Origin of the sequence: Streptomyces sp. SID486 (genome assembly GCF_009865385.1) — a bacterium.
In the GTDB taxonomy this organism is placed as follows: domain Bacteria; phylum Actinomycetota; class Actinomycetes; order Streptomycetales; family Streptomycetaceae; genus Streptomyces.
Map to the genome: position 1 here is coordinate 1 of NZ_WWJT01000405.1, position 23,936 is coordinate 23,936.

Consider the following 23,936-nt stretch of genomic DNA (forward strand, 5'->3'; position numbering starts at 1 on the left):
CCCCGCGCGCGGCCACGCGGCCGCCGGCGCGCAGGAGTCCGTCGACGCGGCGCGCGCCCTGCGCCGCTCGGCCCGCCGCATCAGCGGCAGCCTGCACACGTTCCGCCCGCTGCTCGACCCCGCGTGGTCGGAGGAGATGCGCCCCGAACTGGCCTGGCTGTCGGGCACCCTGGGCCTCGAACACTCCTACGAGGCTCGTCTGGAGCGGCTGCTGCTGGCACTGCACAGGCTGTCGGGGGCCGCGGTGCTGCCCGCCCAGACGGTCGACGCCCTGGCCGCGGCCGGCCGGACCGGCGGGACGGCGCCCCTCCCCGGGACAGCGGCACCGGAGCACACCGGGGGCCCGGCCGGCACGGAGCGCGGCAGCCTCACCGTGGGCGCCGCCAAGGCCGGGGCGCTGCTGGAACGGCAGCTGACCCTGGCCCGGACCCGGGCCCACTCCACTGCCCTGCAGGCGCTCGGCTCCTCCCGCTTCCACGCCGTCGCCGACAAGGTCGCCGTACTCGCCAGCGAGGTCCCGCTCAGCCCCGCCGCCCCCGTCACCGGCCTGCACCCCCTCGCCGGCGCGGCGGAGGAACGCCTCACGGACGCCATCGCCGCGCTCCCCCTGATCACCGCCGGCCACCCTTACAACGCGGAGGCGCTGGTCCACGGCCTGTCCCCGGATCCGTCCCCGCACCCGCAGGACGGCCCCTGGCACCAGGTCCGCCTGCTGCTGCGCCTGCACCGGTACGCCCGTGAGGTGCTGTACCGCGGCGAAGCCCCCGTCGACATGCGGCTGCTGACGGCCGGCCAGGCGCTGAACCGGCACCGGGACGCGTCGGAGGCGGCAGCGGCGGCGGCCCAGGCGGCCCGCACCCCCCGGATCACCCCGGCCACCGCGTACGCGCTCGGCGTGCTCCACGCCGACCAGCGGCACGAGGTCGAGGCGGCCCGGTTCGCGTTCCAGCAGGCGTGGCAGCGGCAGCCCGTCGACGTGCCCTGACGCGCCCCGAGTCCACGAGGAGGCGGTGTGGAGGACACCGTGGTCCAGGCGGCCGGCTGCGTGCTGTGGCGCCGTTCACCGGTCTCCGGTGACCTGGAGATCTGCCTGGTCCACCGGCCGAAGTACGACGACTGGTCCCACCCCAAGGGCAAGCTCAAGCGGGGCGAGGACCCTCTCGCCGGCGCCCTGCGCGAGGTCGCGGAGGAGACCGGGTACACGGCCGAGCCGGGCGGTGAGCTGCCCACCGTGCACTACGCGGCGGGCGGGCGGCCCAAGCGGGTGCGGTACTGGGCCGCGGAGGCGGTTTCCGGCCACTTCACGCCGAACGCCGAGGTGGACCGCATCCTGTGGCTCTCTCCGGCCGCGGCCAGGTCCCGTCTCACCCAGCCCCGCGACCGCGACCTGGTGAACGCCCTCGGCATCCCGTCGGGCCCGCGGGAACGGCGGGGCTGAGCCCCGGGGCACGGGCGTGCGGCCCGCGGCCGGTCACAGGCCGGCCGTGTGCCCCTCCGCGTCGGTGCGGGCCTGGCTGCGGGCCCTGCGGGCGGGACCGCGCCAGCCGCAGCTGCAACGGGCCACGCAGAAGCGGCCCTGTTCGTCCGTCGTCGTGAGGTGGTCCCGTCCGGGCCGGGCGTGCTCCGGCCCGTCGTGCTGCGCCGAGGTGAATGCCACCCCGACAACGTTACCCAGCCCGCGGGAAAAGGCTCCGCGCGGCCTCCGCCCGCCCCGGTGGCGCGTGACGGCGCCCTCCACCCGTCGTTAACCGGACAACGAGGGCCCGTGACGGACACACCGGCTGGGGGTAGGCAGGCGATGGATCGGCGGCAGCACAGACGCGCGGGCGGCACGGTCGCCGCGGTGGGTGTCCTCCTCGGCCTCGGGACGGCCACCACGGGCTGTATGGGCAGCGGAGCCGCCGCCGAGGACGTCAAGGGCGGGGGCGACCCCGTCAGCGCCCTGCACCGGGCCGGCGAGGCGCTGCGGGGCGCGGGCAGCTCCAAGGCGACCACCTCGATGGAGATGGCCACCGGCGGCACCCGGGTCACCATCCGTGGCAGGGGCGTCTACGACTACCGGCACCGCCTGGGCCGGCTCACCGTGATGCTGCCCGAGGACCCCGCGGGCACCGCCGAACACCGGCCCATCACCGAGCTGCTCGCCCCGGGCGCCCTCTACATGAAGAACCGGGGCGCGGGCGTGCCCGCCGACAAGTGGGTGCGGGTGGAGACCGCCACGCTGTCCGACGGCAACCTGGTCACCGGCGGCGCGACCGACCCGTACGCGGCGGCCGAGCTGCTGCGCGGGACACGGGAGGCCGTCTTCGTCGGGCGGACCGAGGTGGCCGGGACGCCGGTGCGGCACTACCGGGGCACCGCCGACCTGGGCCGTGCGGCCCGGTACGCGTCGGCCGGGACCAGGGCGTCCCTGGCCGCGGCGGCGAAAGGGTTCGCCACGGCCGAGGTGCCGTTCGACGCCTATCTGGACGACCAGGGCCGCATCCGCAAGCTCCGGCAGCGCTTCAGCTTCGTCAACGGCCGGCAGCGGACGGGCGTGGCGGTCGCCTCGACCCTGCTGCTCTACGCCTTCGGCACGCCCGTGGAGGTCCGGCTGCCGGCCCCGGCGGACATCTACGCGGGCCGGATCGCCGAGGACGAGCCCGGGGACGAGGCCGGGGCCAGGCCCTGAGAAGGCGTGCCGGGGCCTCGGGAGGGCCTCGGGGGCGGCGCCGCGATCCGGCCAACTAGTCCGGGACGCCCTCCCGTAAGTAGCCCGTCCGTGCCATGCGCGGTGTGCGGGCCGCTGCCTACCCTAGAAAGCGGGCGACGGCAGAGAAGAGGTGAGGCGGGTGGCTCCGGTCGGCGGCACGGCGGTTCAGGACCACGAGGCCCTCGCCGAGATCGAGCTGTGCGGAGAACTGATCATCGCGGCCTCCGCCGCCGAGGACCGGCTCAGCCTGGAGAGCATCGACGAGGTGCTGCGGGTCGCCGAGGAGAGGAAGCCGGGCTGAGCACCGGCCCCGGCGGGCCCGCTCAGGTGCGCAGCAGCCGGCCGATCGCCTTCGTCGCCTCGTCCACCTTCGCGTCGATCTCCTCACCACCCTTGACGGCCGCGTCCGCGACGCAGTGCCGCAGGTGCTCCTCCAGCAGCTGGAGCGCGAAGGACTGCAGGGCCTTGGTGGAGGCGGAGACCTGCGTGAGTATGTCGATGCAGTAGGTGTCCTCGTCCACCATCCGCTGCAGACCGCGGATCTGCCCCTCGATGCGGCGCAGCCGCTTGAGGTGCTCGTCCTTCTGCTGGTGGTAGCCGTGCGTGGCGCCGGCCTCGGTCGTCGTCGTCATCGCGGGCCTCCGTCTCGGGACGAGCTTCGGACAAAAGGTGTACATACCCCTAGTGGGTATATGGTAACCAACTTTGCGGGGTAGGGAGCCCTAGGAGCGCCCCCGTGCTGATCACCACGCCCGATGGGCGACACTGGGATGCGGCCCATTAGCCGTGGCCGGATGATGCGCCTAGCATCAGCCTGACCGAAACCGAAGCACCCCGAGGACCCCACGTGCGCTTTCGTCTGACCCCCAGGGAGACGAGCTTCTACGACATGTTCGCCGCGTCCGCGGACAACATCGTCACCGGCTCGAAGCTCCTGATGGAACTGCTCGGGGCGGACACGTCTGCCCGGGCCGAGATCGCAGAGCGTATGCGGGCCGCGGAACACGCAGGTGACGACGCCACGCACGCGATCTTCCACCAGCTGAACTCCTCGTTCATCACGCCGTTCGACCGGGAGGACATCTACGCCCTCGCCGGCTCGCTGGACGACATCATGGACTTCATGGAGGAGGCGGTCGACCTCGTCGTCCTGTACAACGTCGAGGAGCTACCCAAGGGCGTCGAGCAGCAGATCGAGGTCCTGGCGCGAGCCGCCGAGCTGACGGCGGAGGCCATGCCGAACCTCCGCACCATGGACAACCTCACCGAGTACTGGATCGAGGTCAACCGGCTGGAGAACCAGGCCGACCAGATCCACCGCAAGCTGCTCGCCCACCTCTTCAACGGCAAGTACGACGCGATCGAGGTGCTGAAGCTGAAGCAGATCGTGGACGTCCTGGAAGAGGCGGCGGACGCGTTCGAGCACGTGGCGAACACGGTGGAGACCATCGCCGTCAAGGAGTCCTGAGGCGTCGATGGACACCTTCGCTTTGATCCTGACCGTCGCGGTCGCGCTCTTCTTCACCTACACGAACGGATTCCACGACTCGGCGAACGCCATCGCGACCTCGGTGTCGACGCGGGCGCTGACCCCGCGGGCGGCGCTCGCCATGGCCGCGGTGATGAACCTGGCCGGCGCCTTCCTCGGCTCCGGGGTCGCCAAGACCGTCAGCGAGGGCCTGATCGAGACGCCCAAGGGCTCCACGGGCATGGCGATCCTGTTCGCGGCGCTGATCGGCGCGATCGTGTGGAACCTCGCCACCTGGTACTTCGGCCTGCCGTCCTCGTCGTCCCACGCGCTGTTCGGCGGCATGGTCGGCGCGGCGCTGGCGGGCGGTACGGACGTGCTCTGGGACGGCGTCCTGGACAAGATCGTCATCCCGATGTTCCTGTCCCCGGTCGTCGGCCTGATCGTCGGCTACCTGGTCATGACGGCGATCATGTGGCTGTTCCGCCGGTCCAACCCGCACAAGGCCAAGCGCGGCTTCCGGATCGCCCAGACCGTCTCGGCGGCGGGCATGGCCCTGGGCCACGGCCTCCAGGACGCCCAGAAGACGATGGGTGTCGTGGTCCTGGCACTGGTCATTTCCGGCCACGAGACGTTCGGTGACCCGATCCCGGTCTGGGTCAAGATCGTGTGTGCGGTGATGCTGTCGCTCGGCACGTACGCCGGCGGCTGGCGGATCATGCGCACGCTGGGCCGGAAGATCATCGAGCTGGACCCGCCGCAGGGCTTCGCGGCGGAGGCGACGGGCGCGTCGATCATGTTCACGACCGCGTTCATCTTCAAGGCGCCGATCTCCACGACCCATGTCATCACCTCGGCGATCATGGGCGTGGGCGCGACGAAGCGGGTCAACGCCGTCCGCTGGGGCGTGGCCAAGAACATCGTCCTGGGCTGGTTCATCACGATGCCCGCCGCGGGCCTGGTCGCCGCGCTGGCCTTCGGCGTGGTGAAGCTGGTGGCCCTGTAACCACCCCGGCACCACCACCCCCCGGCGGGGGGAGACGCGAGGGGCCCGCCCCCGGAGAACCGGGGGCGGGCCCTTTTGCGTCCTCGCGGTGGCACCGCCATGCAGCACCGCGAGGGGTCCAGAGGGAGCCGGCTCAGCCGAAGCGGCCCGAGATGTAGTCCTCCGTGGCCTGGACCGAGGGGTTCGAGAAGATCCGCTCGGTGTCGTCGATCTCGATCAGCCGGCCCGGCTGCCCGACCGCGGCGAGGTTGAAGAACGCCGTACGGTCCGACACACGCGCCGCCTGCTGCATGTTGTGCGTCACGATGACGATCGTGAAGCGCTCCTTCAGCTCACCGATCAGGTCCTCGATGGCGAGGGTGGAGATCGGGTCCAGGGCGGAGCAGGGCTCGTCCATGAGCAGGACCTTCGGCTCGACCGCGATGGCGCGGGCGATGCACAGACGCTGCTGCTGGCCACCGGAGAGGCCGGAGCCCGGCTTGTTCAGGCGGTCCTTCACCTCGTTCCAGAGGTTCGCGCCCTTGAGCGACTTCTCGACCACGTCGTTCAGCTCGCTCTTGCGGTAGTTGCCGTTCAGGCGCAGACCCGCCGCCACGTTGTCGAAGATCGACATCGTGGGGAACGGGTTCGGGCGCTGGAAGACCATGCCGACCTCGCGGCGCACGGACACCGGGTCGACACCGGCGCCGTAGAGGTCCTCGTCGTCCAGGAGCACCTTGCCCTCGACACGGCCACCGGGGGTGACCTCGTGCATGCGGTTCAGCGTGCGCAGGAACGTCGACTTGCCGCAGCCGGAGGGGCCGATGAACGCCGTCACGGAGCGCGGCTCGACGGTCATCGAGATGTCTTCGATCGCCTTGTGGGAGCCGTAGTAGGCGGTGAGTCCGCTTACGTCGATTCGCTTGGCCATGTCTGCTTCACTTCCAGAATTTCAAGCTCGGTCGCTGTGTGGCCCCGCCGGGCGGGGCCGGAATCAGTCGCCTCAGCGACCGGACTTCGGGGCCTTCCAGCGGGCGATGCCGCGGGCCACGAGGTTGAGGATCATCACGAAGGCGATCAGCGTGAGGGAGGCCGCCCACGCGCGGTCGTACGCCGCACCGGAGCCCGCGCTGTTGGCGAACTGCTGGTAGATGTACAGCGGCAGCGACGCCTGCGCGCCCTCGAAGGGGTTGTTGTTGATGAACGGGTTGCCGAACACCAGCAGCAGCACCGGCGCGGTCTCACCGGCGATACGGGCGACCGCCAGCATGATGCCGGTGGTGATGCCGCCGATGGAGGTCGGCAGGACCACCTTCAGGATGGTGCGCCACTTCGGCACACCGAGCGCCAGGGACGCCTCACGCAGCTCGTTCGGGACGAGCTTGAGCATCTCCTCGGTGGAGCGGACGACCACGGGCATCATCAGGATGGCCAGGGCCAGCGAGCCCGCGAAGCCGAACGGCTCCATCTTGAAGATCAGCATCAGGCTGAGGATGAACAGGCCCGCGACGATCGACGGGATACCGGTCATCACGTCGACGAAGAACGTGACGGCCTTGGCGAGCCGGCCGCGGCCGTACTCGACCAGGTAGATCGCGGTGAGCACGCCGATCGGGGCGCCGATGGCGGTGGCCAGGCCGACCTGCTCCAGGCTGCCGATGATGGCGTGGTAGATGCCACCGCCGGGCTCGGTGTCGGCGACGACGCCCATCGAGTGGGACAGGAAGTAGAGGTCGAGGACCTTCACGCCGCGCGCGACGGTCACCCAGATCAGGGAGACCAGCGGGATCACGGCGACCACGAAGGCGACCCAGACCAGGCTGGTCGCGACCCGGTCCTTGGCCTGCCGGCGGCCCTCGACGCGCGCGGCGATGCCGTAGGTGCCGAGGACGAACAGGACCGCGGCGATCAGACCCCACTGGATCGTGCTGTCCAGGCCGGCGGCGGCGCTGATGCCGATGCCCAGGGCCAGGGAGCCCGCGGCGATCGCCCACGGCGTCCACCTGGGCAGACTGGCGGCGCGCAGCGTGCTGGAGCGCTTCCCGGTGACGGCTGCGGTGCTCATGCGTTGGCCCCCGAGTACTCCGCGCGACGGGCGATGATCAGCCGGGCCGCGCCGTTGACCACCAGGGTGATGACGAAGAGGACCAGACCGGAGGCGATGAGCGCGTCACGGCCGAACTCGTCCGCCTCGCTGAACTTGCTGGCGATGTTCTGGGCGAAGGTGCCGCCGCCCGGATCGAGCAGGCTGGCCTGGATGTCGAAGGTCGGGGAGAGGACGGTGGCCACGGCCATCGTCTCGCCGAGCGCGCGGCCGAGGCCGAGCATGGAGGCGGAGATCACGCCGGAGCGGCCGAAGGGCAGCACCGACATGCGGATGACCTCCCAGCGCGTGGCGCCGAGGGCGAGAGCCGCCTCCTCGTGCATCTGCGGGACCTGTCGGAAGACCTCACGGCTGACGTTGGTGATGATCGGCAGGATCATGATCGCGAGCAGGATGCCGACGGTCAGCATCGAGCGCGGCGCGCCGTCGTCCCAGGAGAAGACCCCGGTCCAGCCGAAGAAGTCGTCGAGCCAGCCGAACAGACCGGTCATGTGCGGCACGAGGACGAGCGCCCCCCACAGGCCGTACACGATGGACGGCACCGCGGCGAGCAGGTCGATCACGTAGGCGACCGGGCCGGACATGCGGCGCGGGGCGTAGTGCGTGATGAACAGCGCGATCGCGACCGCGATCGGGACCGCGACGGCCATGGCGACGACCGAGGAGACGATCGTGCCGAAGGCCAGCACCGCGATGCCGAAGGTCGGCGTCTGGATGTTGGTGTTCCACTCGAAGGTGGTCAGGAAGTTGCCGTGGTCCTTGCTGATGGCGAGGGCGGCGCGGTAGGTGAGGAACCCCGCGATCGCGGCCATGATCACCAGCAGCAGGATGCCCGAACCCCGGGACAGGCCGAGGAAGATGCGGTCGCCGGGGCGGGTCGCGCCGCGGGCGTCGCGCTTGCGTTCGGCCACCTCGGGCTGGGGCGGCACAGGGGGAGGGACGTCTGTTGTCGTCGATATGTCCATCGGGTTCTCCGGTCTGCGGAGCCGTGCGCCCGAAAGGGGCCCGGCTCGTGGCGGCGGTGCACCGGACGGTGCGGCCCGGGTCGTGGAGAACCGGGCCGCACTCACGGATCAGGTCAGCTCAGGCCGTCGATGGTCGTGCGGACCTTGGCGATGATCTCGTCGGGCACGGGCGCGTAGCCGATGCTCGGGAGGATCTTCTGGCCGTCCTCGCCGGCGATGTAGCGCAGGAAGGCCTTGGTGGCGGGCAGGGTGTCCGCCTTGTTGCCCTTGTCACAGACGATCTCGTAGGTGACCAGGGTGATCGGGTAGGCGCCCTCGGCCTTGGTCTGGTAGTCCAGCTTGAGGGAGAGGTCCTTGCCGGTGCCGACGACCTTCGCGGCGGCGATGTCGGCGGTGGCGCTCTCGGAACTGGGGGCGACCGGCTTGCTGGCACCGGTGTCGATGGACACGGCCTTGATGCCGTCCTTGACGTAGGACAGCTCGAAGTAGCCGATGGCGCCGGAGGTCTGCTTCACCTGCTGGGCCACACCGGCGGACTGCGGAGCGGACTGGCCGCCCTTGGCCTGCCAGGCCTTGCCGCCGTCGTACTTCCAGTTGGCCGGGGTGGTGGCGATCAGGTACTTCGTGAAGTTGTCCGTGGTACCGGACTCGTCCGAGCGGTGGAACGCCTGGATCTTCAGGTCGGGCAGCTTCACGCCCTTGTTCAGCGCGGCGATCGCCGGGTCGTTCCACTTGGTGATCTTGCTGTCGAAGATCTTGGCCAGCGTCGGGGCGTCCAGAACCAGGTTGTCGACACCCGGGACGTTGTAACCGATGGCGATGGGGCCGCCGACCATCGGCAGGTCGATGCCCTGGCCGCCGTCGCAGATCTTCTTCGAGGCGGTGACCTCTTCGGGCTTCAGCGCGGAGTCGGAGCCGGCGAAGGCGACCTGCCCCTGGGTGAACGCGGTGACACCGGCGCCGGAGCCGCCGCCCTTGTAGTTGATCTGCACCTTGCACGCCTGGGAGAACTGCTTGACCCAGGCGTCGATCGCGTTCTTCTGCGCGGAGGAGCCGTCTGCGAGGAGCTGGCCCTTGGCGTCGTCACACTTGACCGACCCGGCGTTGGCCGCCGTGGACGGGTTGCCCGACGCCGCGCCGCCGCCGTTGTCGTCGGAACCGCACGCCGTCAGGGCAAGTGCGCCGGTGACGGCCACAGCACCGAGGGAAAGGGCACGCAGCCGGTTCTTGCGCTGAAGCATCACTTTCGGAAGTTCCTTCCAGGAGCCGCCGCTGTCCGGCGGCGCGCGAGGGTAAGTGAGTGCGTGAGCGCATAAGAGGCCGCGCTTCGCACCGTGTAGGGCCGAAATTAGGCAGATCAGGTGAAGCCGCCGATGGCCAGAAGTAAACGGAGAGTGAACCCCTGCCGTCGGCCTGGTTAGGTCACGGAATGCTTACGTAGAGGGCACATGGAGGTTCCGGCGATCGGGTTGCACGAACACGCGTGCAACCTTCTTCACCCGATCGGGGGAACCCCGCGACACGGGTCGTCGTCTCGTTCCAGGAGAGCCGAGGAAAGGCGACGGACATGGAACGGCGTACGTTCATCTCGGGCGGCGCAGCCGCCCTGGCGACGACCGCACTGACCGCGTGCGGTGGGGGCGCGGGGTCCTCCGCCCACGCGACAGCGCACACCGGTACGCCGTCGCGCCCATCTTCACTGACCTCGCTGAAGACCACCAGCGCGAGCGCCGCGGCGAACTGGGCCGCCCTCGGCCGCGACCTCGACGGCAGCCTGCTGCGGCCGGGGGACGCCTCCTGGCCCACCGCCCACCAGCTCTACAACACCCGCTTCGACGGCCTGAAACCGGCCGCGGTCGCCTACGTGGCGCACGCCGCCGACATCCGTACGACCCTGGCGTACGCCCGCGCGCACCAGATCAAGGTGTCGATCCGCAACGGCGGCCACTCCTACGCCGGCTACTCCTCCGGCGACAACCGCCTCATCCTCGACGTCTCCCGGCTCAACCGGGTCCGGGCCGGCGGCGGCCAGGCCGTCGTCGGCGCCGGCGCCAAGCTGATCGACGTCTACCGCGGGCTGGCCGCGAAGGGCGTGACCATACCCGCGGGCTCCTGCCCCACCGTCGGCGTCTCCGGCCTGGTGCTCGGCGGCGGCCACGGTGTCGCCTCCCGCGCCTACGGCCTGACCTGCGACAGCCTCACCCAGGCCACCCTGATCACCGCGGACGGCACCCAGCTCACCGCCGACGCCACCCACCACTCCGACCTCTTCTGGGCGCTGCGCGGCGCCGGCAACGGCAACTTCGGCGTCGTCACCGAGCTGCACTTCAAGACACACACCGCGCCGCAGGCCGTGACCGCCTACCTGACATGGCCGTGGTCCAAGGCCGCCAAGGTGCTCAGGGCCTGGCAGGAGTGGGGCCCGGGCCAGCCCGACGAGATCTGGTCCTCCCTGCACCTGTCCTGCTCCCCGGGCGGCACCCCGGCCATCTCCGTGTCCTGCTTCTCCCTCGGCACCTACGGCGAACTCCAGAACGCCGTGGACCGCCTGGCCCACCTGGCCGGCGCGAACGCCGCCTCGGTCTCCCTGCGCCGCCGCGGCTACGAGGACGCCATGGAGATCTACGCCGGCTGCTCCTCCTTCTCCGCCGACGCCCAGTGCCACCTGCCGGGCTCCACCCCCGGCCGCTCCCCGCAGGGCAAGCTGGGCCGTGAGACGTACGCGGCCCGCTCCGACTTCTTCGACCGGTCGCTGTCCGCGGCCGGCATCCAGACCGTGCTCAGGCAGATCGCCGCGGTGCGCGGCGGCGGGGGCAGCATCGCGTTCACCGCGCTCGGCGGAGCGGTCAACCGGGTCTCCCCGACCGCGACGGCGTTCGTCCACCGCCGGTCCCGGATGCTGGCCCAGTACATCGCCTCCTGGGGCGCGGGCGGCTCCGGCACCACCGCCCAGTCCTGGCTGACCTCGGCCCACAACGCGATGAAGCCCTACGCCTCGGGCGCCGCCTACCAGAACTACACCGACCCGACGCTGAAGGACTGGAAGAAGGCGTACTACGGGGACGCGGCGGCCCGGCTGGCCAAGGTGAAGAAGACCTACGACCCGCAGCGCTTCTTCTCCTACGGGCAGGGCCTCTAGCCCCCGGGGCCACGGCGCTCGGCGACGACCGTGGACCACGGCACACGGTGGCGAGAGTGGACCGCGGCCCTCGGCCGCGACCGTCGGGTCCAGCCCTCCGTGGTGACCGTGGAGACCAGTCCTCCGTGGTGACAGGGCGTCGGGCGCCGCCGGGCGCAGCGCGGGGCTACGCCGCCAGGTCGCGCTCCTCGGACTCCACCGGCTTGCGGGCGCTGGGCAGCACCGCGTCCCGGCCGCCGCCGGCCGCCGGCCGGCGCCGCACGAGCCGGCCCGCCCGGGGCGAACGCTCCACCGCCCGCATGAGCGGGGTGAGCAGGGCCATGGCCGGCGGGGACAGCAGCAGGACCACCGCCGTACCGAGGGCGAAACCGCCGACGACGTCCGTCGGGTAGTGCACGCCCATGAAGACCCGGCAGAAGCCCTCCAGCAGGGCCAGGCCGATGCCGGCCAGGCCGAAGCGCCGGTTGGCGACGAAGAGGCCCACACCGAGCGCCATCGTGATCGTCGCGTGGTCGCTGACGAAGGAGAAGTCGGTCTTGCCGGCGACGAGGACGTCCAGGCCCTCGTGGTCGACGAAGGGGCGCGGGCGCTCCACGAAGCCGCGTATCGGGACGTTGACCAGCACGGCGAGGCCGGCCGCGAGCGGGGCCCACACCAGCGCGGCCACCGAGGGCGCCGCGTCCTCGCCGCCGCGCCGCCGCACGGTCCACCAGCACCACAGGATCAGCAGCACCATGGCGAGCAGCAGACCGTACTCGCCGACGAACTCCATGGTCCGGTCGACCCAGCCGGGGGCGCTCTTCGCCAGGCCGTTGATGTCGTAGAGCAGGTCGACGTCGGGGTTCGATCCGGATTCGGCGAGTACAGCCATGGTGCTGCGGCCCCTTCGTCGTTCGTCCGGACGCACCGGGTGTGCGTCGCTCCTGCCCCCCGTGGTTCGTAGATCCGCTTTCGCTGCACTGCCGTACCGACGTCCGCTGGGCTACGTCAACAGGAACGCACAGCCACCATCAATACGTTCCACTCTCCACTGAATGATCACTCAGACGTTATCGAAGAGAGACTCATCACCGCAGCTCAGGGGGTGACTTCACGTTCGGTTCACACACTCGTGGGGAGCGCTTTCGCGCCATCCTCGGTCACCCGGGTGGCGCCGAAGTAGTCGGGGGTGTCGACCGGGTCGAACCGGATCACGGCACCGGTGCGCGGCGCGTCGATCATGTACCCGCCGCCGACGTAGATACCCACGTGCCGGATGGCCCGGGAGTCGGTCAGGTCGTCCGAGAAGAACACCAGGTCGCCCGGCAGCAGCTGGTCCCGCGACGGGTGCGGCCCGGCGTTGTACTGGTCGTTGGCCACCCGCGGCAGGGTGATCCCGACCTTCTCGTACGCGGCCTTGGTCAGACCCGAGCAGTCGAAGCGCCCGCCCTGGTCGGCCGTGCCGTTGCCGCCCCACAGGTAGGGCGTGCCGAGCCGGCTCTGCGCGAAGGAGATGGCACCGGCGGCCTGCCGGGAGGGGTCGAGCCGGGTGACCGGCGCGGCGAAGCTCTTCTCCAGGCTGCGGATCCGCTGGACGTAGTTCCGCGTCTCGCTGATGCCCGGAACCCCGCCGGACCGGATGACGCGGTAGGCACCGGCGTTGTAGGCGGCGAGCATGTTGTCGGAGACGTCGCCCGGCACGTCCTTCACGTACTTCGCCAGCTCGCAGTCGTAGGAGGCGGCCGACGGGATCGCGTCGTCCGGATCCCAGATGTCGCGCTTCCCGTCGCCGTCGCCGTCGATGCCGTGGGTCGCCCAGGTGCTGGGGATGAACTGGGCGATACCGCGGGCGTCGGCCGGGCTGACCACGGTCGGGTTCCAGCCGCTCTCCTGGTAGAGCTGGGCGGCGAGCAGCGCGGGACTGAGCGCCGGACACAGGTTGCCCCACTGCTGCACCAGCTGTTTGTAGGCGGCCGGCACGGCCCCCTTGGCGAGCCCCCGGCTCCCCGAGGTCACGCCGTTGACCAGATTCCCGGCCACGATGTAGACGCCGACGACGAGCAGCATGACGAAGCTCAACCCGGCACCCACCAGGGCGCCACCGACGACCCACGTCCGACGCACCGTCAACCGCCCCTCACCGTCGGCCAGTCCACCGACAGCAGTCTAGAAGCGCGACCCCCACGGCACGAGAACATCTGCCAAGCCACACCCGGACCGCCGTGGCCGAGACGCGCACCCGCACCACGAGCACCCCGTGGGCGGCTGACACCCACTCACCGGGCCTCCATACGAGCCGGCTGACACTCGCTCACCGGACGGCACGCGAAGAGGAGCACACCAAGGCCGGTCGGGACGATGCGGGAGACGGCCCCGGCCGGGACGGTACGGGAAGCGGCCCCGGCCGGGACGGTACGGGAGACGGGCCCGGTCGGGACGGTGTGGGAGACGGGCCCGGTCGGGACGGTGTGGGAGACGGGCCCGGTCGGGACGGTGTGGGAGACGGGCCCGGTCGGGACGGTGTGGGAGACGGGCCCGGTCGGGACGGTGCAGGAGACGGGCCCGGTCGGGACGGCGCGGGAGACGGGCCCGGTCGGGACGGCGCGGGAGACGGCCCCAGCCGGGACGGCGCGGGAGACGGGCCCGGCCGGGACGGCGCGGCGCGGTCGGCCGCCGTCACGGCCCGGCGGCCTCCTCGTACAGGCGGGCCGCCTCCGCGCGGAGCGTCACGCTGTAGGAGACGTCGGCCGTGGCGCCGCCCCGCTCGTGGCCACCGAGGACGCCGACGACCTGGCCGTCACCGTTCACCCAGGGGCTGCCGCTGGTGCCGCCGGTGAACGCCGGGCAGGCGATGCGCTGCTGCGTACCGCTCTGCGCGGTGGGTCTGTTGCTGCACTTGACGGGCGTCTCACGGGACGCGGGATAACCCGTGACGGTCACCACGGTGGCCCCGGTGGCCACCCCGGTCGCGAACCGGTTGGCCCCGACCACGTCCTCCAGCCGGCTGCCCTCCCGGTCCGCGACGACGGCGAAGGCGAGGTCACTGTCCTCGTCCTGGTCCTCGGTCCATCCCTCGGGCAGATACCGCCGCATCACCTTCCACACCCCGTACGGCGCCTGCCCCTCCCGGTACGCCGGCACGAACAGCAGATCGCCGTCACCGCCCAGGCAGTGCGCCGCGGTGACGATGAGATCGTCCTGCGGGCTGTGCACCACCGACGCGGTGCAGAAGTGGCTGCCGTCCGGCCGGCCCGCCCCGTCCGCCGCGAACAGCGCACCCACCCGGGCGCTCTTCCGGTTGGCGCCGGCGTCGGCGGTGACGCCGAGCGGTCCCCGCCCGTCGTCGGCGGCGGCCACGGAGGCCGACGTCAGCGCGAGCAGCACCACAGCGCCGAGCAGCGCGGGCCGCGAGGTGATGGAGATGCGTGAGATGCGCTTCATCAGGCCTCACTTTGCGCCAGGAAGGTGAGAATCCCCCTCCTGCTTCCCTGAGATTCTTCTGTGAACACCTGGGACCCACGGCGCCGCCGACCCGGCGCCCACCTCCGCGCCCATGAGAACATCGAGGCGACATCTCACCCGACCAGCCGTCAGAAACCGCGCCAGGTCGTAAAGGGGGTCAACGACCGAACCACACGACAGGTTCCGGTCGGATCTCATTGCCCGGCGTGACCTGCCGTGATACACAGAGTGACCGTACGTGCCATTCGTACGAAACCCGCCAGTCAATGACGTCAAGTCGACATACGTTGGCGACGTTGTCGGCGACAATGAGGCCTGTCCTCTGCACACGGCAGAGGCGATGCGGAACTACCCACCAGGGGCGGTGACTTACATGCTCTTTGCGGCCGACAAGGGAGACATCAACACCATCATCGGCGGGATCGCTCCGGACTGGGGCCCCTTCGGCAGCCTGGGCAACGAGGCCAAGGTGATGATCGAGGTGGTCATGGCCGTGGCCATCCTCCTCTGCCTCGGCATCGCGGTATGGGGCGCGGCGAAGCAGCGCATCGGCGCGACGGCCCTCCGGGACACCTTCAGCGCGGAACAGGGCAAGGGCCTGATCATCGCCGGCCTCACCGGAGTCTTCATCATCGGCTCCCTCGGCACCCTGTTCACCATCGTGTACGGCATGGCGGTGTAGCCCCACCCCTTCCGGGCACGCCCGGCAGCGGCTGTCCCCTCCACCCCACCCACCCGTCGTGCCCACCGGCTGAGGTTGCGTCTCCCTGATGTCGAGTCACCACACCGCGCCCGCGCGGGAACCAGCACGGCTACCGTCGTATGTCTACGAGGTGGAGGGGGCGTACGCGGCATGAGTCCCGGAGACGAGCAGGGCTACAGCGACTACATGGAGACGGGCCACACCCGGACCCGCCTGCCGGACACCGACCCCTACGGCGGCGCCCCTCGCCGCCCCAACCGCTCCTCCTCCAAGAGCCTGGTGACGGTCGTCGGCGTGGTCGTCCTCCTCATCGCCGCCATCGCTTTCGCCAACCGGGGGGGCGGGTCGTCCTCCGACGAGGCGTCGACGAAGGCCGACAAGCCGGCATCCTCCGTGACATCGGCCAGCGGCACCCGCCCGGTGGATACCAAGTCCGTCGGTGTACCCACCGGATTCGCCCGCACCGAGCAGGGAGCCCAGTCGGCGGCCTCGAACTACGCCGTGGCACTGGGCTCAACGGGCATGTTCAACAAGGACAGCCGCCACACGCTCCTGCAACTCCTCTACACCGCCGACACAGCGGTCCGTCTCCAGGCCACGATGGACCAGGCCTACTCGACCGGCTTCCTCGCCACGATGGGCCTCGACGCCGCAGGCAACCCGCCGAAGGGCAACACGTTCGTCTCACGGGTGATCCCCATCGGAACCACGGTGCAGCAGTACTCGGCCGACAGCGCCAAGGTCGCCGTCTGGTACGTAGGCCTCATCGGCATGGCCGGCACCGCCTCGACCGACCCTGTCACCTCATCCTGGAAGACGTGGACGTTCGACCTGCGGTGGTCCGCCGGCGACTGGAAGATCGCCTCCCAGACGCAGCAGGACGGCCCCGCCCCGGTCCCCGGCGACGACAAGGCCGCCACCTCCGACGAGATCAGCAAGGCCATCGAAGAGTACGGAGGGTTCACGTATGCCCGGTAGCCCGCAGCGTGCGCTCAAGCTCGCCGGAGTCGTGACGGCCGTACAGACCTCCGCGGTACTGCTGGCCACTCGCGCCTTCGCCGCCCCCACGCCCACACCCACACCCTCCGGCGGCCCGTCTCCCTCGCCGTCGAGGTTCAACTGTGGCGCCATCCCGGGCGAGGCCAAGAAGTACTGCGAGCGCGGTAACAGTTCCAGCGGATCCGGCGGTGGCACCACCCCGGACACCTCCACCCTCGACCCCCTCTCCTCCCTGGCCAAAGGCTGTGCCGAGGCTGCCGCCTGGACCATCGACAAGCTCAGCAAGGCCGTGAAGGAGACCGCCACCGTCGACTTCACCAACCAGGCCTTCCTGAAGCAGTACGCCGTCGTCTTCGCCGCCTCCACCATCCTGACCCTCCTGCTGTGGCTGCTCGCCGTCGCCAAGCGGGCCGTGCGCGGTGTGCCGCTCACCACCGCCATCTCCGAAGCCGTCGGCTTCCTCTGGCTCACCGTGCTGGCCTCCGCCTTCACCCCGCTGATCCTCTACACCGTCGTATCGGCGGCGGACGGCGTCTCGGACGTCCTCGCGAAGGCCACCGGCGACCAGGCCGACACTTTCTTCGGCACCTTCTCCGGCGCCCTGAACAAGGGCACCGACATCGGCGGCGGCCCCATCATGCTGATCGTCGTCTCCCTCGTCAGCATCCTCGCCGCCGGCGTCCTGTGGCTGGAACTGGTCATCAGGGCCGCCCTCCTCTACGTCGGCGCCCTCCTCGGCACCGTCGTCTACGCGGGGCTCGTCGACAAGAACCTGTGGGGCCACGTACGCCGCTGGGCCGGCATCATGATCGCCGTCATCCTGGTCAAACCCGTCATCGTCATCGTGCTCGGCCTCGCCGGCGCACTCTCCGGCGGCAGCGGCCCCGACGCCTTCTCCGCCGTCGTCTCCGGCCTCGCCATCATCCTCCTGGCCATCTTCGCCAGCGCGATGATCTACCGCTTCGTCCCCGGCTTCGGCGACGAGATCGCAAGCGGCCGCAACAACCGCATCATGCAGGGCGCCGAGGGCAAGGCAGCCGCCGTCATCAGCTCCCCCGCCACCCTCGTCGCCCAAGGCATCAAGACCCACAGCACCCGTGCCGACAGCAACGGCGGGGCACAGGGCGGCGGCGGCTCCGCCCCCCGCCCGGCCAACCCCGTCAGCGGCGGCGTCGCCGCCCACAGCAGCCGTACCCCCGGGGGCACCGGCGGAGCCGTCCCCTCCGCCACGCCCGCGCCCCGCGCGTCCAGCCCGGTCAACACCCCGCACGCCAGCAACACCCGCAACAACCGCTCGGGAGGTGAAGGGCGTTGACGACCGAGTCCCACCTGTCCCATCCGGTCACGCCCCGCCGTACGTATCTCATCGGCCGCGCCCGGCCGAACGCGATCGTCGGACGGAACCGCGAATCCGGTGAGATCGCACTGATCATCGCCGGCGCGTTCCTCGGCATGATGTGCGGCCTCCTCGTGCCGGTCCTCTCCCTGCGGATCCTGCTGCTGACAGGCTTCCCGCTGCTCGCGCTCGCCGCGGTCTACGTGCCGTACAAGCGCCGCACGTTCTACAAGTGGTTCGAGATCAACCGCTCGTACAAGAGGACCCTCAAACGGGGCACCGCCTACCGGGCCGGCGCCGCCGAGGCCGGCACCCGGCTCGACGGCCGGGAGGTCGAGATCGGCCCGCCCCCGGGCATCGGACGGATCACCTGGCTCGCCGCGCCCTTCGGCCCCGACGAGATCGCCGTCCTCCTGCACGCCGACCGCAAGACGGTCACCGCCGCCATCGAGATCGAGGGCCCCGGCGTCGGCCTGCGCGACTCCGAGGACCAGGAGGCCCTGGTCGACCGGTTCGGCACCCTGCTCAAGCACGTCGCCAACGGCGACGGCTTCGTGACCCGGCTGCAGATGCTCGCCCGCACCCTCCCCGCCGACCCGGACGCGCACGCCAAGGACGTCAGCCTGCGCGGCGACGGCCGCTCCCCGGAGTGGCTCCAGCGGTCCTACGACCAGCTCCAGTCCATGGTGTCCACCAGCAGCGAGCAGCACCGTGCCTACCTCGTCGCCTGCATGCACTACAACCGCGAACTGGCGGCCGAGGCCCACGCCATGGCCCGCGCCGCCCGCGCCCACGGCAACAAGGTCGACCGGGACGCCGGGCTCGCCGTCGTCATGGCCCGTGAGCTGACGGACATCTGCTCGCGGCTGCAGGAGGCCGACATCCGGGTACGGCAGCCGCTCGGTCAGGGGCGGCTGGCCTCCCTCATCCACTCCATGTACGACCCCGACCACCCCATCGACCACATCCAGGCGATGACCCAGCGCAACGCCTGGCCGGCCGAGCTGGACGCCATGGAGCCCACCTTCCTCCAGGCCAAGACCCGGGAGTCCAGCACCCGCGCCCCCTGGTGCCACGCCACCGCCTGGGTGAAGGAGTGGCCGATGACCCCGGTCGGCGTGAACTTCCTCGCCCCGCTCCTCGTCCACACCCCGGACGTCATCCGCACGGTCGCCGTGACCATGGACCTCGAACCCACCGAGGTCGCCATCGAGCGCATGCTGACCGAGAAGACCAACGACGAGGCCGAGGCGTCCCGCGCCGCCAAGATGAACCGGACCGTCGACCCCCGGGACATCGCCGCCCACAACCGTCTCGACCAGCGGGGCGAGGACCTCGCCAGCGGCGCGGCGGGCGTCAACCTGGTCGGCTACATCACCGTCTCCTCGCGTTCCCCGGAGGCCCTCGCCCGCGACAAGCGCACGATAAGGGCCTCCGCCGGCAAGTCGTACCTCAAGCTGGAGTGGTGCGACCGAGAGCACCACCGCGCCTTCGTGAACACACTTCCCTTCGCCACCGGCATCCGAAGGTAGGGGCTGATTCACCGATGCGGGATCCGCTGTCCGTCCTCACCGAGGCATTCACCTCCTTCCTCTTCGGGAAGGTCGAGACGACCCGGCTGCCCGTGCGCACCTCCACGGGCCAGGCCCAGGCCGTCTACCTGCCCACGGCCGCGCCCGGTCTCGGTGACTCCGGCGTCATCATCGGCCGCGAGGTGTACTCCGGAAAGGGCTACATCTACGACCCCTTCCAGCTCTACGGCCAGCAGCTCCCGGCCCCCCACTGGCTGGTCCTCGGCGAGTCCGGCAACGGCAAGTCGGCGCTGGAGAAGACGTACGTCCTGCGCCAGCTGCGGTTCAAGGACCGCCAGGTCGTCGTCCTGGACGCGCAGGGCGAGGACGGGGTGGGCGAGTGGAACCTCATCGCGCAGGAGCTGGGGATAACTCCCATCCGGCTGGACCCCACGGCCGCCCTGGACCACGGGATCCGGCTCAACCCGCTGGACCCCGCGATCACCACCACCGGCCAGCTCGCCCTGCTGCGGACGATCATCGAGGTGGCGATGGGCCACGGCCTGGACGAACGCTCCGGCTTCGCCCTGAAGGTCGCCCACTCCTACGTCAACGAGACCATCGTCGACCGCCAGCCGGTGCTGACCGACATCGTGGATCAGCTACGGCACCCCGAACCGGAGTCCGCCGAGGCGATGAACGTCGCCATAGACGACGTACGCGCCTGGGGCCTCGACGTCGCCCTGGTGCTGGACCGGCTCGTCGACGGTGACCTGCGGGGCATGTTCGACGGCCCGACCACGGTCGGCATCGACCTCGACGCGCCCCTCATCGTCTTCGACCTCTCCCACATCGACCGCAACTCCATCGCCATGCCCATCCTCATGGCGATCGTCGGCGTGTGGCTGGAGCACACCTGGATCCGCCCCGACCGGAAGAAGCGCATCTTCCTGGTCGAGGAGGCCTGGCACATCATCAACAGCCCCTTCGTGGCGCAGCTGTTCCAGCGGCTGCTGAAGTTCGGCCGCCGGCTGGGCCTGTCCTTCGTGGCGGTCGTCCACCACCTGTCCGACGTGGTCGACGGGGCCGCGGCGAAGGAGGCGGCGGCCATCCTGAAGATGGCGTCGACCAGGACGATCTACGCCCAGAAGGCCGACGAGGCGCGGGCGACCGGCCGGGTGCTGGGCCTGCCCCGGTGGGCCGTGGAGATCATCCCGACGCTCACCCCCGGCATCGCCGTATGGGACGTCAACGGCAACGTCCAGGTGGTCAAACACCTGATCACGGAGACGGAACGCCCGCTGGTCTTCACCGACCGCGCGATGACCGAGTCCTCCGCCGACCTCACGGCCGACGACGCCCTGCGCGCCGCCGAACTGGAGGCCGAGCAGCGGGCCGCGGCCTTCGTGGAACAGCACCTGGGCGACTCCGAGTCGACGGTGGCGTGAGGGAGTGCAGGGTGAGACCGGACGACCACCGTGACAGCCGCCGGGAGGGCCAGGGCGGCATCCCTGACGGCCTGCTGGTCGGCATGCTCGCGTTCCTGCTCGGCATGACCGTCCTGGTGTGGACCGCCACGGGCCTGGCCGCCTGGTTCGCCCAGGGCGCCTGGCCCGACGGCGTCACCTTCACCCGCACGCCCCTGGCCATGCGCCATCTCATCGGCAAGCCGCACGACGTCCCCGGCGCCTGGCCGGACACCCCGCCCGCCCAGCTGTCCGGCTGGGGCCTGTTCTGGGGGCTGTTCATCGGCCAGTTGATGATCCTCGTCGTCGCCGCGGTGTTCGCGATGGGTACGACGGCACGCTGGCGTGCGAACAGAGCGACCCGGCGCGCCACCGGCACCCCCGGCCGCAAGCCCCACCCCGGCCCCCCGCAACAACCCACACAGCCGGCCCGACCCACACAGCCGGCACAACAGGCACAAGCGGCACAGGCGACACAACCGGCACAGCAACAGCCGCACTACGGCGGTCCAGAGCACCGTTACGGCGGTCCAGAGCAGCGCCATGACGACCCGGGGCCCGGCAACGGCGTTCCGGTTCCGGGGCCCCTGGGACCCCCGGCACTCCGCACAGAGCCGCAGCCGCAGCCGCAGCCGCAGCCGCGGTACGACATGCCCGGCCCCCGCACCGAACCGGAGCCCCGGTACGGCATGCCGGAGCCCCGGTACGACGTGCCGGAGCCCCGCACCGAGCCGGGACTGTCGCCGTCACAGTCACCGTCACCGTCACCGTCACCGTTGCCGTTGCCGACTCCGGCGATGCCCCTGCAGGAGACGGTCCCGCAAGCCCCGGCCGCCGCCGCCCGCGCCGACGGTGGACCGGCGCCCGCGTGGGAGCGGGAGTCCGACGGCGTCCGGCGCACGGTGCTCTACGCCCCGCCCGCGGCCCGCCGGGCGACCGCGGCGCAGGCCATCCAGGACGCGCCCGGCCCCACCCTCGTGGTGACCTCCGACCCGGAGCTGTGGGCGGAGACGAAGGACGCCAAGGCCAAACTCGGCCCGATCCTCCTCTACGACCCCGTCCATCTCTGCGACACCCCGGCCCGTCTCCACTGGTCCCCCACCGCCGGCTGCGCGGACCGGCAGACGGCCCTGCGCAGGGCGACGGCGCTGCTCGCGCCGGTACAGCCCACCGCCAAGATCGACCAGACGGTGGCGGAGACGGCGGTCACCCTCCTGCGCAGCTACCTCCACGCCGCCGCCCTGGAGAACCGCACCGTCCGGCACGTCCACCGCTGGGCCCAGGGCACGCAGATCCAGGACGCCGTCCGCACGCTCCGCACGCACCCGAAGGCCGCTCCCGGCGCCGCCGGGGAACTGGAGGCGGCGCTGACCGCGCATCCCGAACGCCGCGACATCGCCCAGGAACTGACCGGAAGGGCACTGTCGGCGCTGTCCACGGTCAACATCCGCGAGTCGTGCACACCCAACCGAAATGATGCACTGGCCCTGGATTCCTTCGTCCACGAAGGGGGCACGCTCTATGTGGTCGGTGAACCCATCGAGGACCCGAGGAGCAGGCCCGGCGCGATGCCCCTCCTGACGGCCCTCGTCTCCAGCGTGGTCGAGCGCGGCCGGCACATGGCCGAACGGTCATCCTCCGGTCGGCTCGACCCACCACTCACCCTGGTCATGGACGACATCGCGGCCGTGGCCCCCTTCCCGGAGCTGCCCGGGCTGCTCGCCACGGGAGCCGGCCAGGGGCTGCCGACGCTCGCCCTGCTCCGCTCCCGGGAACAGGCCCGTGCCCGCTGGCCACACCAGGAACTGCCGGTCTAGGACCGCCGCTCCAGGACGAGTTCCAGCTCGGTCTCCGCCTCGTTCTTCGAAAACGCCACGACACGGCCACTGGGCTCGAACCCGAACCTCCGGTACGCCCCCTGGGCGCGCTCGTTCTCCCGGTGGACGAACAGCCGGACCCGCTCCGCCCGTTGCTCCCACGCCCACCGCACACCGGCGTCGAACAGCGCCCCGATCAGCCCGTTCCCGCGGTGCTCGGGCCGCACGAAGACGCCGACCACATGCCCCTGGCGCCGGTCGACGGGATCGCCGGCCCAGTCCTTCGTGCCGGCTTCCTCGACGAGCACGGTCAGGGTGCCCGCCCAGGTTCCGTCGGGCGCCTCGGCGATGAACTGCCGGGCCGCTGTAGAGCCCTCGCCCGACCCGGCCGCCCGGTCCTGCCAGAACGCGTCCGTCCTGGCCGCGGCCTCCTCGTACGTCTCCAGGAAGGCGAGGTGCGCCACCGGGTCGCGGAGCGCGTCGAGACGCAGCTGCCGCACCGCGGCCCATTCGTCGGGTCGTATCGCACGGACGACGTAGTCATCGCTGGTGGGGGTGCTCATGCAGCCACGGTAACCACGCACCGCAGCTCTCTCACCTCAAATACGGACGCCTGCCGTCAACGTCCGGTCCTAGGGTGTGGGCATGACCACGGAGCTGACCCGCCGGGACAGCGAGCCCCTGGTCCACAAGAAATACACCGATTCCTTACTGGAAGTGGCACAGCGCGCCCGGACGCCGGGGTGGGACCGTGGACACCGCAGACGTCACGTTCTGATCCGGGCACGGCACATTCTGGTCCGGAACGCAGAAAACCCCCGCATCAAAGATGCGGGGGTTTTCCCAAAATTTGTTCGGCGGCGTCCTACTCTCCCACAGGGTCCCCCCTGCAGTACCATCGGCGCTGTGAGGCTTAGCTTCCGGGTTCGGAATGTAACCGGGCGTTTCCCTCACGCTATGACCACCGAAACACTATGAAACTGAACGCCGCACCACGCTGTGGCAACGTGGGGCTGTTCGTGGTTTCAGAACCAACACAGTGGACGCGAGCAACTGAGGACAAGCCCTCGGCCTATTAGTACCGGTCACCTCCACCAGTTACCTGGCTTCCAGATCCGGCCTATCAACCCAGTCGTCTACTGGGAGCCTTACCCTCTCAAGGAGGTGGGAATACTCATCTCGAAGCAGGCTTCCCGCTTAGATGCTTTCAGCGGTTATCCCTCCCGAACGTAGCCAACCAGCCATGCCCTTGGCAGAACAACTGGCACACCAGAGGTTCGTCCGTCCCGGTCCTCTCGTACTAGGGACAG

At 70.7% G+C, this 23,936-nt stretch carries 23 protein-coding genes and 2 rRNA genes; 13 read left to right on the forward strand and 12 right to left on the reverse strand.

Features of this window, described 5'->3' with window-relative positions:
- The coding region (locus tag GT045_RS19360) for a CHAD domain-containing protein (RefSeq protein WP_161334925.1) at window positions 1-985 on the forward strand (985 nt) is incomplete at its 5' end.
- Between the two features lie 27 nt (window positions 986-1,012).
- Window positions 1,013-1,438, forward strand: coding sequence for an NUDIX hydrolase (locus GT045_RS19365; protein WP_161287893.1), 426 nt, complete (start codon window positions 1,013-1,015; stop codon window positions 1,436-1,438).
- A gap of 33 nt (window positions 1,439-1,471) precedes the next feature.
- On the opposite strand, the gene GT045_RS19370 is transcribed toward GT045_RS19365, so the two are convergent.
- Complete coding sequence (locus tag GT045_RS19370) at window positions 1,472-1,657, reverse strand: hypothetical protein (protein WP_161287892.1); 186 nt, start codon at window positions 1,655-1,657, stop codon at window positions 1,472-1,474.
- Between the two features lie 141 nt (window positions 1,658-1,798).
- Here GT045_RS19370 and GT045_RS19375 point away from each other — a divergent pair, with 141 nt between their 5' ends.
- Window positions 1,799-2,671, forward strand: a complete 873-nt coding sequence (locus GT045_RS19375; protein ID WP_161287891.1) for a hypothetical protein — start codon at window positions 1,799-1,801, stop codon at window positions 2,669-2,671.
- Window positions 2,672-2,831: 160 nt separating this feature from the next.
- Window positions 2,832-2,993, forward strand: a complete 162-nt coding sequence (locus tag GT045_RS38965) for a hypothetical protein (protein WP_202515179.1) — start codon at window positions 2,832-2,834, stop codon at window positions 2,991-2,993.
- 22 nt (window positions 2,994-3,015) lie between these two features.
- Here GT045_RS38965 and GT045_RS19380 read toward each other — a convergent pair whose 3' ends face one another.
- Window positions 3,016-3,324 (reverse strand): metal-sensitive transcriptional regulator, encoded by a 309-nt coding sequence (locus GT045_RS19380; RefSeq protein ID WP_161287890.1) that lies wholly within the window; start codon window positions 3,322-3,324, stop codon window positions 3,016-3,018.
- A 215-nt stretch (window positions 3,325-3,539) separates the two neighbouring features.
- Here GT045_RS19380 and GT045_RS19385 point away from each other — a divergent pair, with 215 nt between their 5' ends.
- On the forward strand, window positions 3,540-4,160 hold the full coding sequence (locus GT045_RS19385) for a DUF47 family protein (protein WP_161287889.1): 621 nt from the start codon (window positions 3,540-3,542) through the stop codon (window positions 4,158-4,160).
- Between the two features lie 7 nt (window positions 4,161-4,167).
- Window positions 4,168-5,166: an inorganic phosphate transporter gene (locus GT045_RS19390; RefSeq protein WP_161287888.1), complete on the forward strand. Its 999-nt coding sequence runs from the start codon at window positions 4,168-4,170 to the stop codon at window positions 5,164-5,166.
- A gap of 133 nt (window positions 5,167-5,299) precedes the next feature.
- Here GT045_RS19390 and pstB read toward each other — a convergent pair whose 3' ends face one another.
- From pstB to pstS, 4 genes are all read right to left on the reverse strand, one after another.
- Window positions 5,300-6,076 (reverse strand): phosphate ABC transporter ATP-binding protein PstB, encoded by a 777-nt coding sequence (gene pstB, locus GT045_RS19395; RefSeq protein WP_161287887.1) that lies wholly within the window; start codon window positions 6,074-6,076, stop codon window positions 5,300-5,302.
- A 72-nt stretch (window positions 6,077-6,148) separates the two neighbouring features.
- The gene (gene pstA / locus GT045_RS19400) at window positions 6,149-7,210 is read right to left on the reverse strand and encodes a phosphate ABC transporter permease PstA (protein WP_161287886.1); all 1,062 of its coding nucleotides are present in this window, start codon (window positions 7,208-7,210) and stop codon (window positions 6,149-6,151) included.
- A complete protein-coding gene (gene pstC, locus GT045_RS19405) occupies window positions 7,207-8,214 on the reverse strand; it encodes a phosphate ABC transporter permease subunit PstC (protein ID WP_161287885.1) in 1,008 nt (335 codons plus the stop codon). The genes pstA and pstC overlap by 4 nt, the downstream gene beginning before the upstream one ends.
- 113 nt (window positions 8,215-8,327) lie before the next feature.
- Window positions 8,328-9,458 (reverse strand): phosphate ABC transporter substrate-binding protein PstS, encoded by a 1,131-nt coding sequence (gene pstS / locus GT045_RS19410; protein ID WP_345942696.1) that lies wholly within the window; start codon window positions 9,456-9,458, stop codon window positions 8,328-8,330.
- A gap of 323 nt (window positions 9,459-9,781) precedes the next feature.
- Between pstS and GT045_RS19415 the strand changes: the two genes are divergently transcribed.
- Complete coding sequence (locus GT045_RS19415) at window positions 9,782-11,353, forward strand: FAD-binding oxidoreductase (RefSeq protein ID WP_161334926.1); 1,572 nt, start codon at window positions 9,782-9,784, stop codon at window positions 11,351-11,353.
- A 166-nt stretch (window positions 11,354-11,519) separates the two neighbouring features.
- Here the strand turns inward: GT045_RS19415 and GT045_RS19420 are convergent, their stop codons facing one another.
- The 3 genes from GT045_RS19420 to GT045_RS19435 form a co-directional block, all read right to left on the reverse strand.
- Window positions 11,520-12,224 (reverse strand): phosphatase PAP2 family protein, encoded by a 705-nt coding sequence (locus GT045_RS19420; protein ID WP_161287882.1) that lies wholly within the window; start codon window positions 12,222-12,224, stop codon window positions 11,520-11,522.
- A gap of 230 nt (window positions 12,225-12,454) precedes the next feature.
- Window positions 12,455-13,456, reverse strand: a complete 1,002-nt coding sequence (locus tag GT045_RS19425) for a bifunctional lytic transglycosylase/C40 family peptidase (protein ID WP_161287881.1) — start codon at window positions 13,454-13,456, stop codon at window positions 12,455-12,457.
- Window positions 13,457-14,008: 552 nt separating this feature from the next.
- Window positions 14,009-14,773, reverse strand: a complete 765-nt coding sequence (locus GT045_RS19435) for a trypsin-like peptidase domain-containing protein (RefSeq protein WP_161334927.1) — start codon at window positions 14,771-14,773, stop codon at window positions 14,009-14,011.
- Between the two features lie 394 nt (window positions 14,774-15,167).
- On the opposite strand from GT045_RS19435, the gene GT045_RS19440 reads away from it, so the two are divergent.
- The 6 genes from GT045_RS19440 (at window position 15,168) to GT045_RS19465 (ending at window position 22,626) form a co-directional block, all read left to right on the forward strand.
- Window positions 15,168-15,476, forward strand: a complete 309-nt coding sequence (locus GT045_RS19440; RefSeq protein WP_014673544.1) for a hypothetical protein — start codon at window positions 15,168-15,170, stop codon at window positions 15,474-15,476.
- Window positions 15,477-15,647: 171 nt separating this feature from the next.
- A complete protein-coding gene (locus GT045_RS19445; protein WP_161334928.1) occupies window positions 15,648-16,475 on the forward strand; it encodes a hypothetical protein in 828 nt (275 codons plus the stop codon).
- Window positions 16,465-17,811: a hypothetical protein gene (locus GT045_RS19450; RefSeq protein WP_161334929.1), complete on the forward strand. Its 1,347-nt coding sequence runs from the start codon at window positions 16,465-16,467 to the stop codon at window positions 17,809-17,811. The genes GT045_RS19445 and GT045_RS19450 overlap by 11 nt, the downstream gene beginning before the upstream one ends.
- Window positions 17,808-19,364 (forward strand): SCO6880 family protein, encoded by a 1,557-nt coding sequence (locus GT045_RS19455; protein WP_161287877.1) that lies wholly within the window; start codon window positions 17,808-17,810, stop codon window positions 19,362-19,364. Before GT045_RS19450 ends, GT045_RS19455 begins: the two co-directional genes overlap by 4 nt.
- A 14-nt stretch (window positions 19,365-19,378) precedes the next feature.
- Window positions 19,379-20,791 carry an ATP-binding protein gene (locus GT045_RS19460; protein ID WP_161287876.1) on the forward strand — a complete coding sequence of 471 codons (1,413 nt, stop codon included), beginning with the start codon at window positions 19,379-19,381 and terminating at the stop codon, window positions 20,789-20,791.
- Window positions 20,792-20,802: 11 nt separating this feature from the next.
- Entirely contained in the window at window positions 20,803-22,626 is a 1,824-nt protein-coding gene (locus GT045_RS19465; protein ID WP_161334930.1) for a type IV secretory system conjugative DNA transfer family protein, read from the forward strand.
- On the opposite strand, the gene GT045_RS19470 is transcribed toward GT045_RS19465, so the two are convergent.
- From GT045_RS19470 to GT045_RS19480, 3 genes are all read right to left on the reverse strand, one after another.
- On the reverse strand, window positions 22,623-23,189 hold the full coding sequence (locus GT045_RS19470; RefSeq protein WP_161334931.1) for a GNAT family N-acetyltransferase: 567 nt from the start codon (window positions 23,187-23,189) through the stop codon (window positions 22,623-22,625). The genes GT045_RS19465 and GT045_RS19470 overlap by 4 nt on opposite strands.
- Window positions 23,190-23,478: 289 nt before the next feature.
- Window positions 23,479-23,595: ribosomal RNA gene (gene rrf / locus GT045_RS19475) — 5S ribosomal RNA — on the reverse strand.
- Between the two features lie 86 nt (window positions 23,596-23,681).
- Window positions 23,682-23,936, reverse strand: a 23S ribosomal RNA gene (locus GT045_RS19480); the annotation flags it as partial.

Excerpts from the sequence above, each read along its gene's own strand:
- GT045_RS19420 (WP_161287882.1), bottom strand. The coding sequence starts at position 12,224 with ATGGCTGTACTCGCCGAATCCGGATCGAACCCCGACGTCGACCTGCTC.
- GT045_RS19375 (WP_161287891.1), top strand. The coding sequence starts at position 1,799 with ATGGATCGGCGGCAGCACAGACGCGCGGGCGGCACGGTCGCCGCGGTG.
- GT045_RS19445 (WP_161334928.1), top strand. The coding sequence starts at position 15,648 with ATGAGTCCCGGAGACGAGCAGGGCTACAGCGACTACATGGAGACGGGC.
- GT045_RS19415 (WP_161334926.1), top strand. The coding sequence starts at position 9,782 with ATGGAACGGCGTACGTTCATCTCGGGCGGCGCAGCCGCCCTGGCGACG.
- GT045_RS19390 (WP_161287888.1), top strand. The coding sequence starts at position 4,168 with ATGGACACCTTCGCTTTGATCCTGACCGTCGCGGTCGCGCTCTTCTTC.
- GT045_RS19450 (WP_161334929.1), top strand. The coding sequence starts at position 16,465 with ATGCCCGGTAGCCCGCAGCGTGCGCTCAAGCTCGCCGGAGTCGTGACG.
- GT045_RS19470 (WP_161334931.1), bottom strand. The coding sequence starts at position 23,189 with ATGAGCACCCCCACCAGCGATGACTACGTCGTCCGTGCGATACGACCC.
- pstA (WP_161287886.1), bottom strand. The coding sequence starts at position 7,210 with ATGAGCACCGCAGCCGTCACCGGGAAGCGCTCCAGCACGCTGCGCGCC.
- GT045_RS19440 (WP_014673544.1), top strand. The coding sequence starts at position 15,168 with ATGCTCTTTGCGGCCGACAAGGGAGACATCAACACCATCATCGGCGGG.
- pstB (WP_161287887.1), bottom strand. The coding sequence starts at position 6,076 with ATGGCCAAGCGAATCGACGTAAGCGGACTCACCGCCTACTACGGCTCC.
- GT045_RS19435 (WP_161334927.1), bottom strand. The coding sequence starts at position 14,773 with ATGAAGCGCATCTCACGCATCTCCATCACCTCGCGGCCCGCGCTGCTC.
- pstC (WP_161287885.1), bottom strand. The coding sequence starts at position 8,214 with ATGGACATATCGACGACAACAGACGTCCCTCCCCCTGTGCCGCCCCAG.
- GT045_RS19380 (WP_161287890.1), bottom strand. The coding sequence starts at position 3,324 with ATGACGACGACGACCGAGGCCGGCGCCACGCACGGCTACCACCAGCAG.
- GT045_RS19460 (WP_161287876.1), top strand. The coding sequence starts at position 19,379 with ATGCGGGATCCGCTGTCCGTCCTCACCGAGGCATTCACCTCCTTCCTC.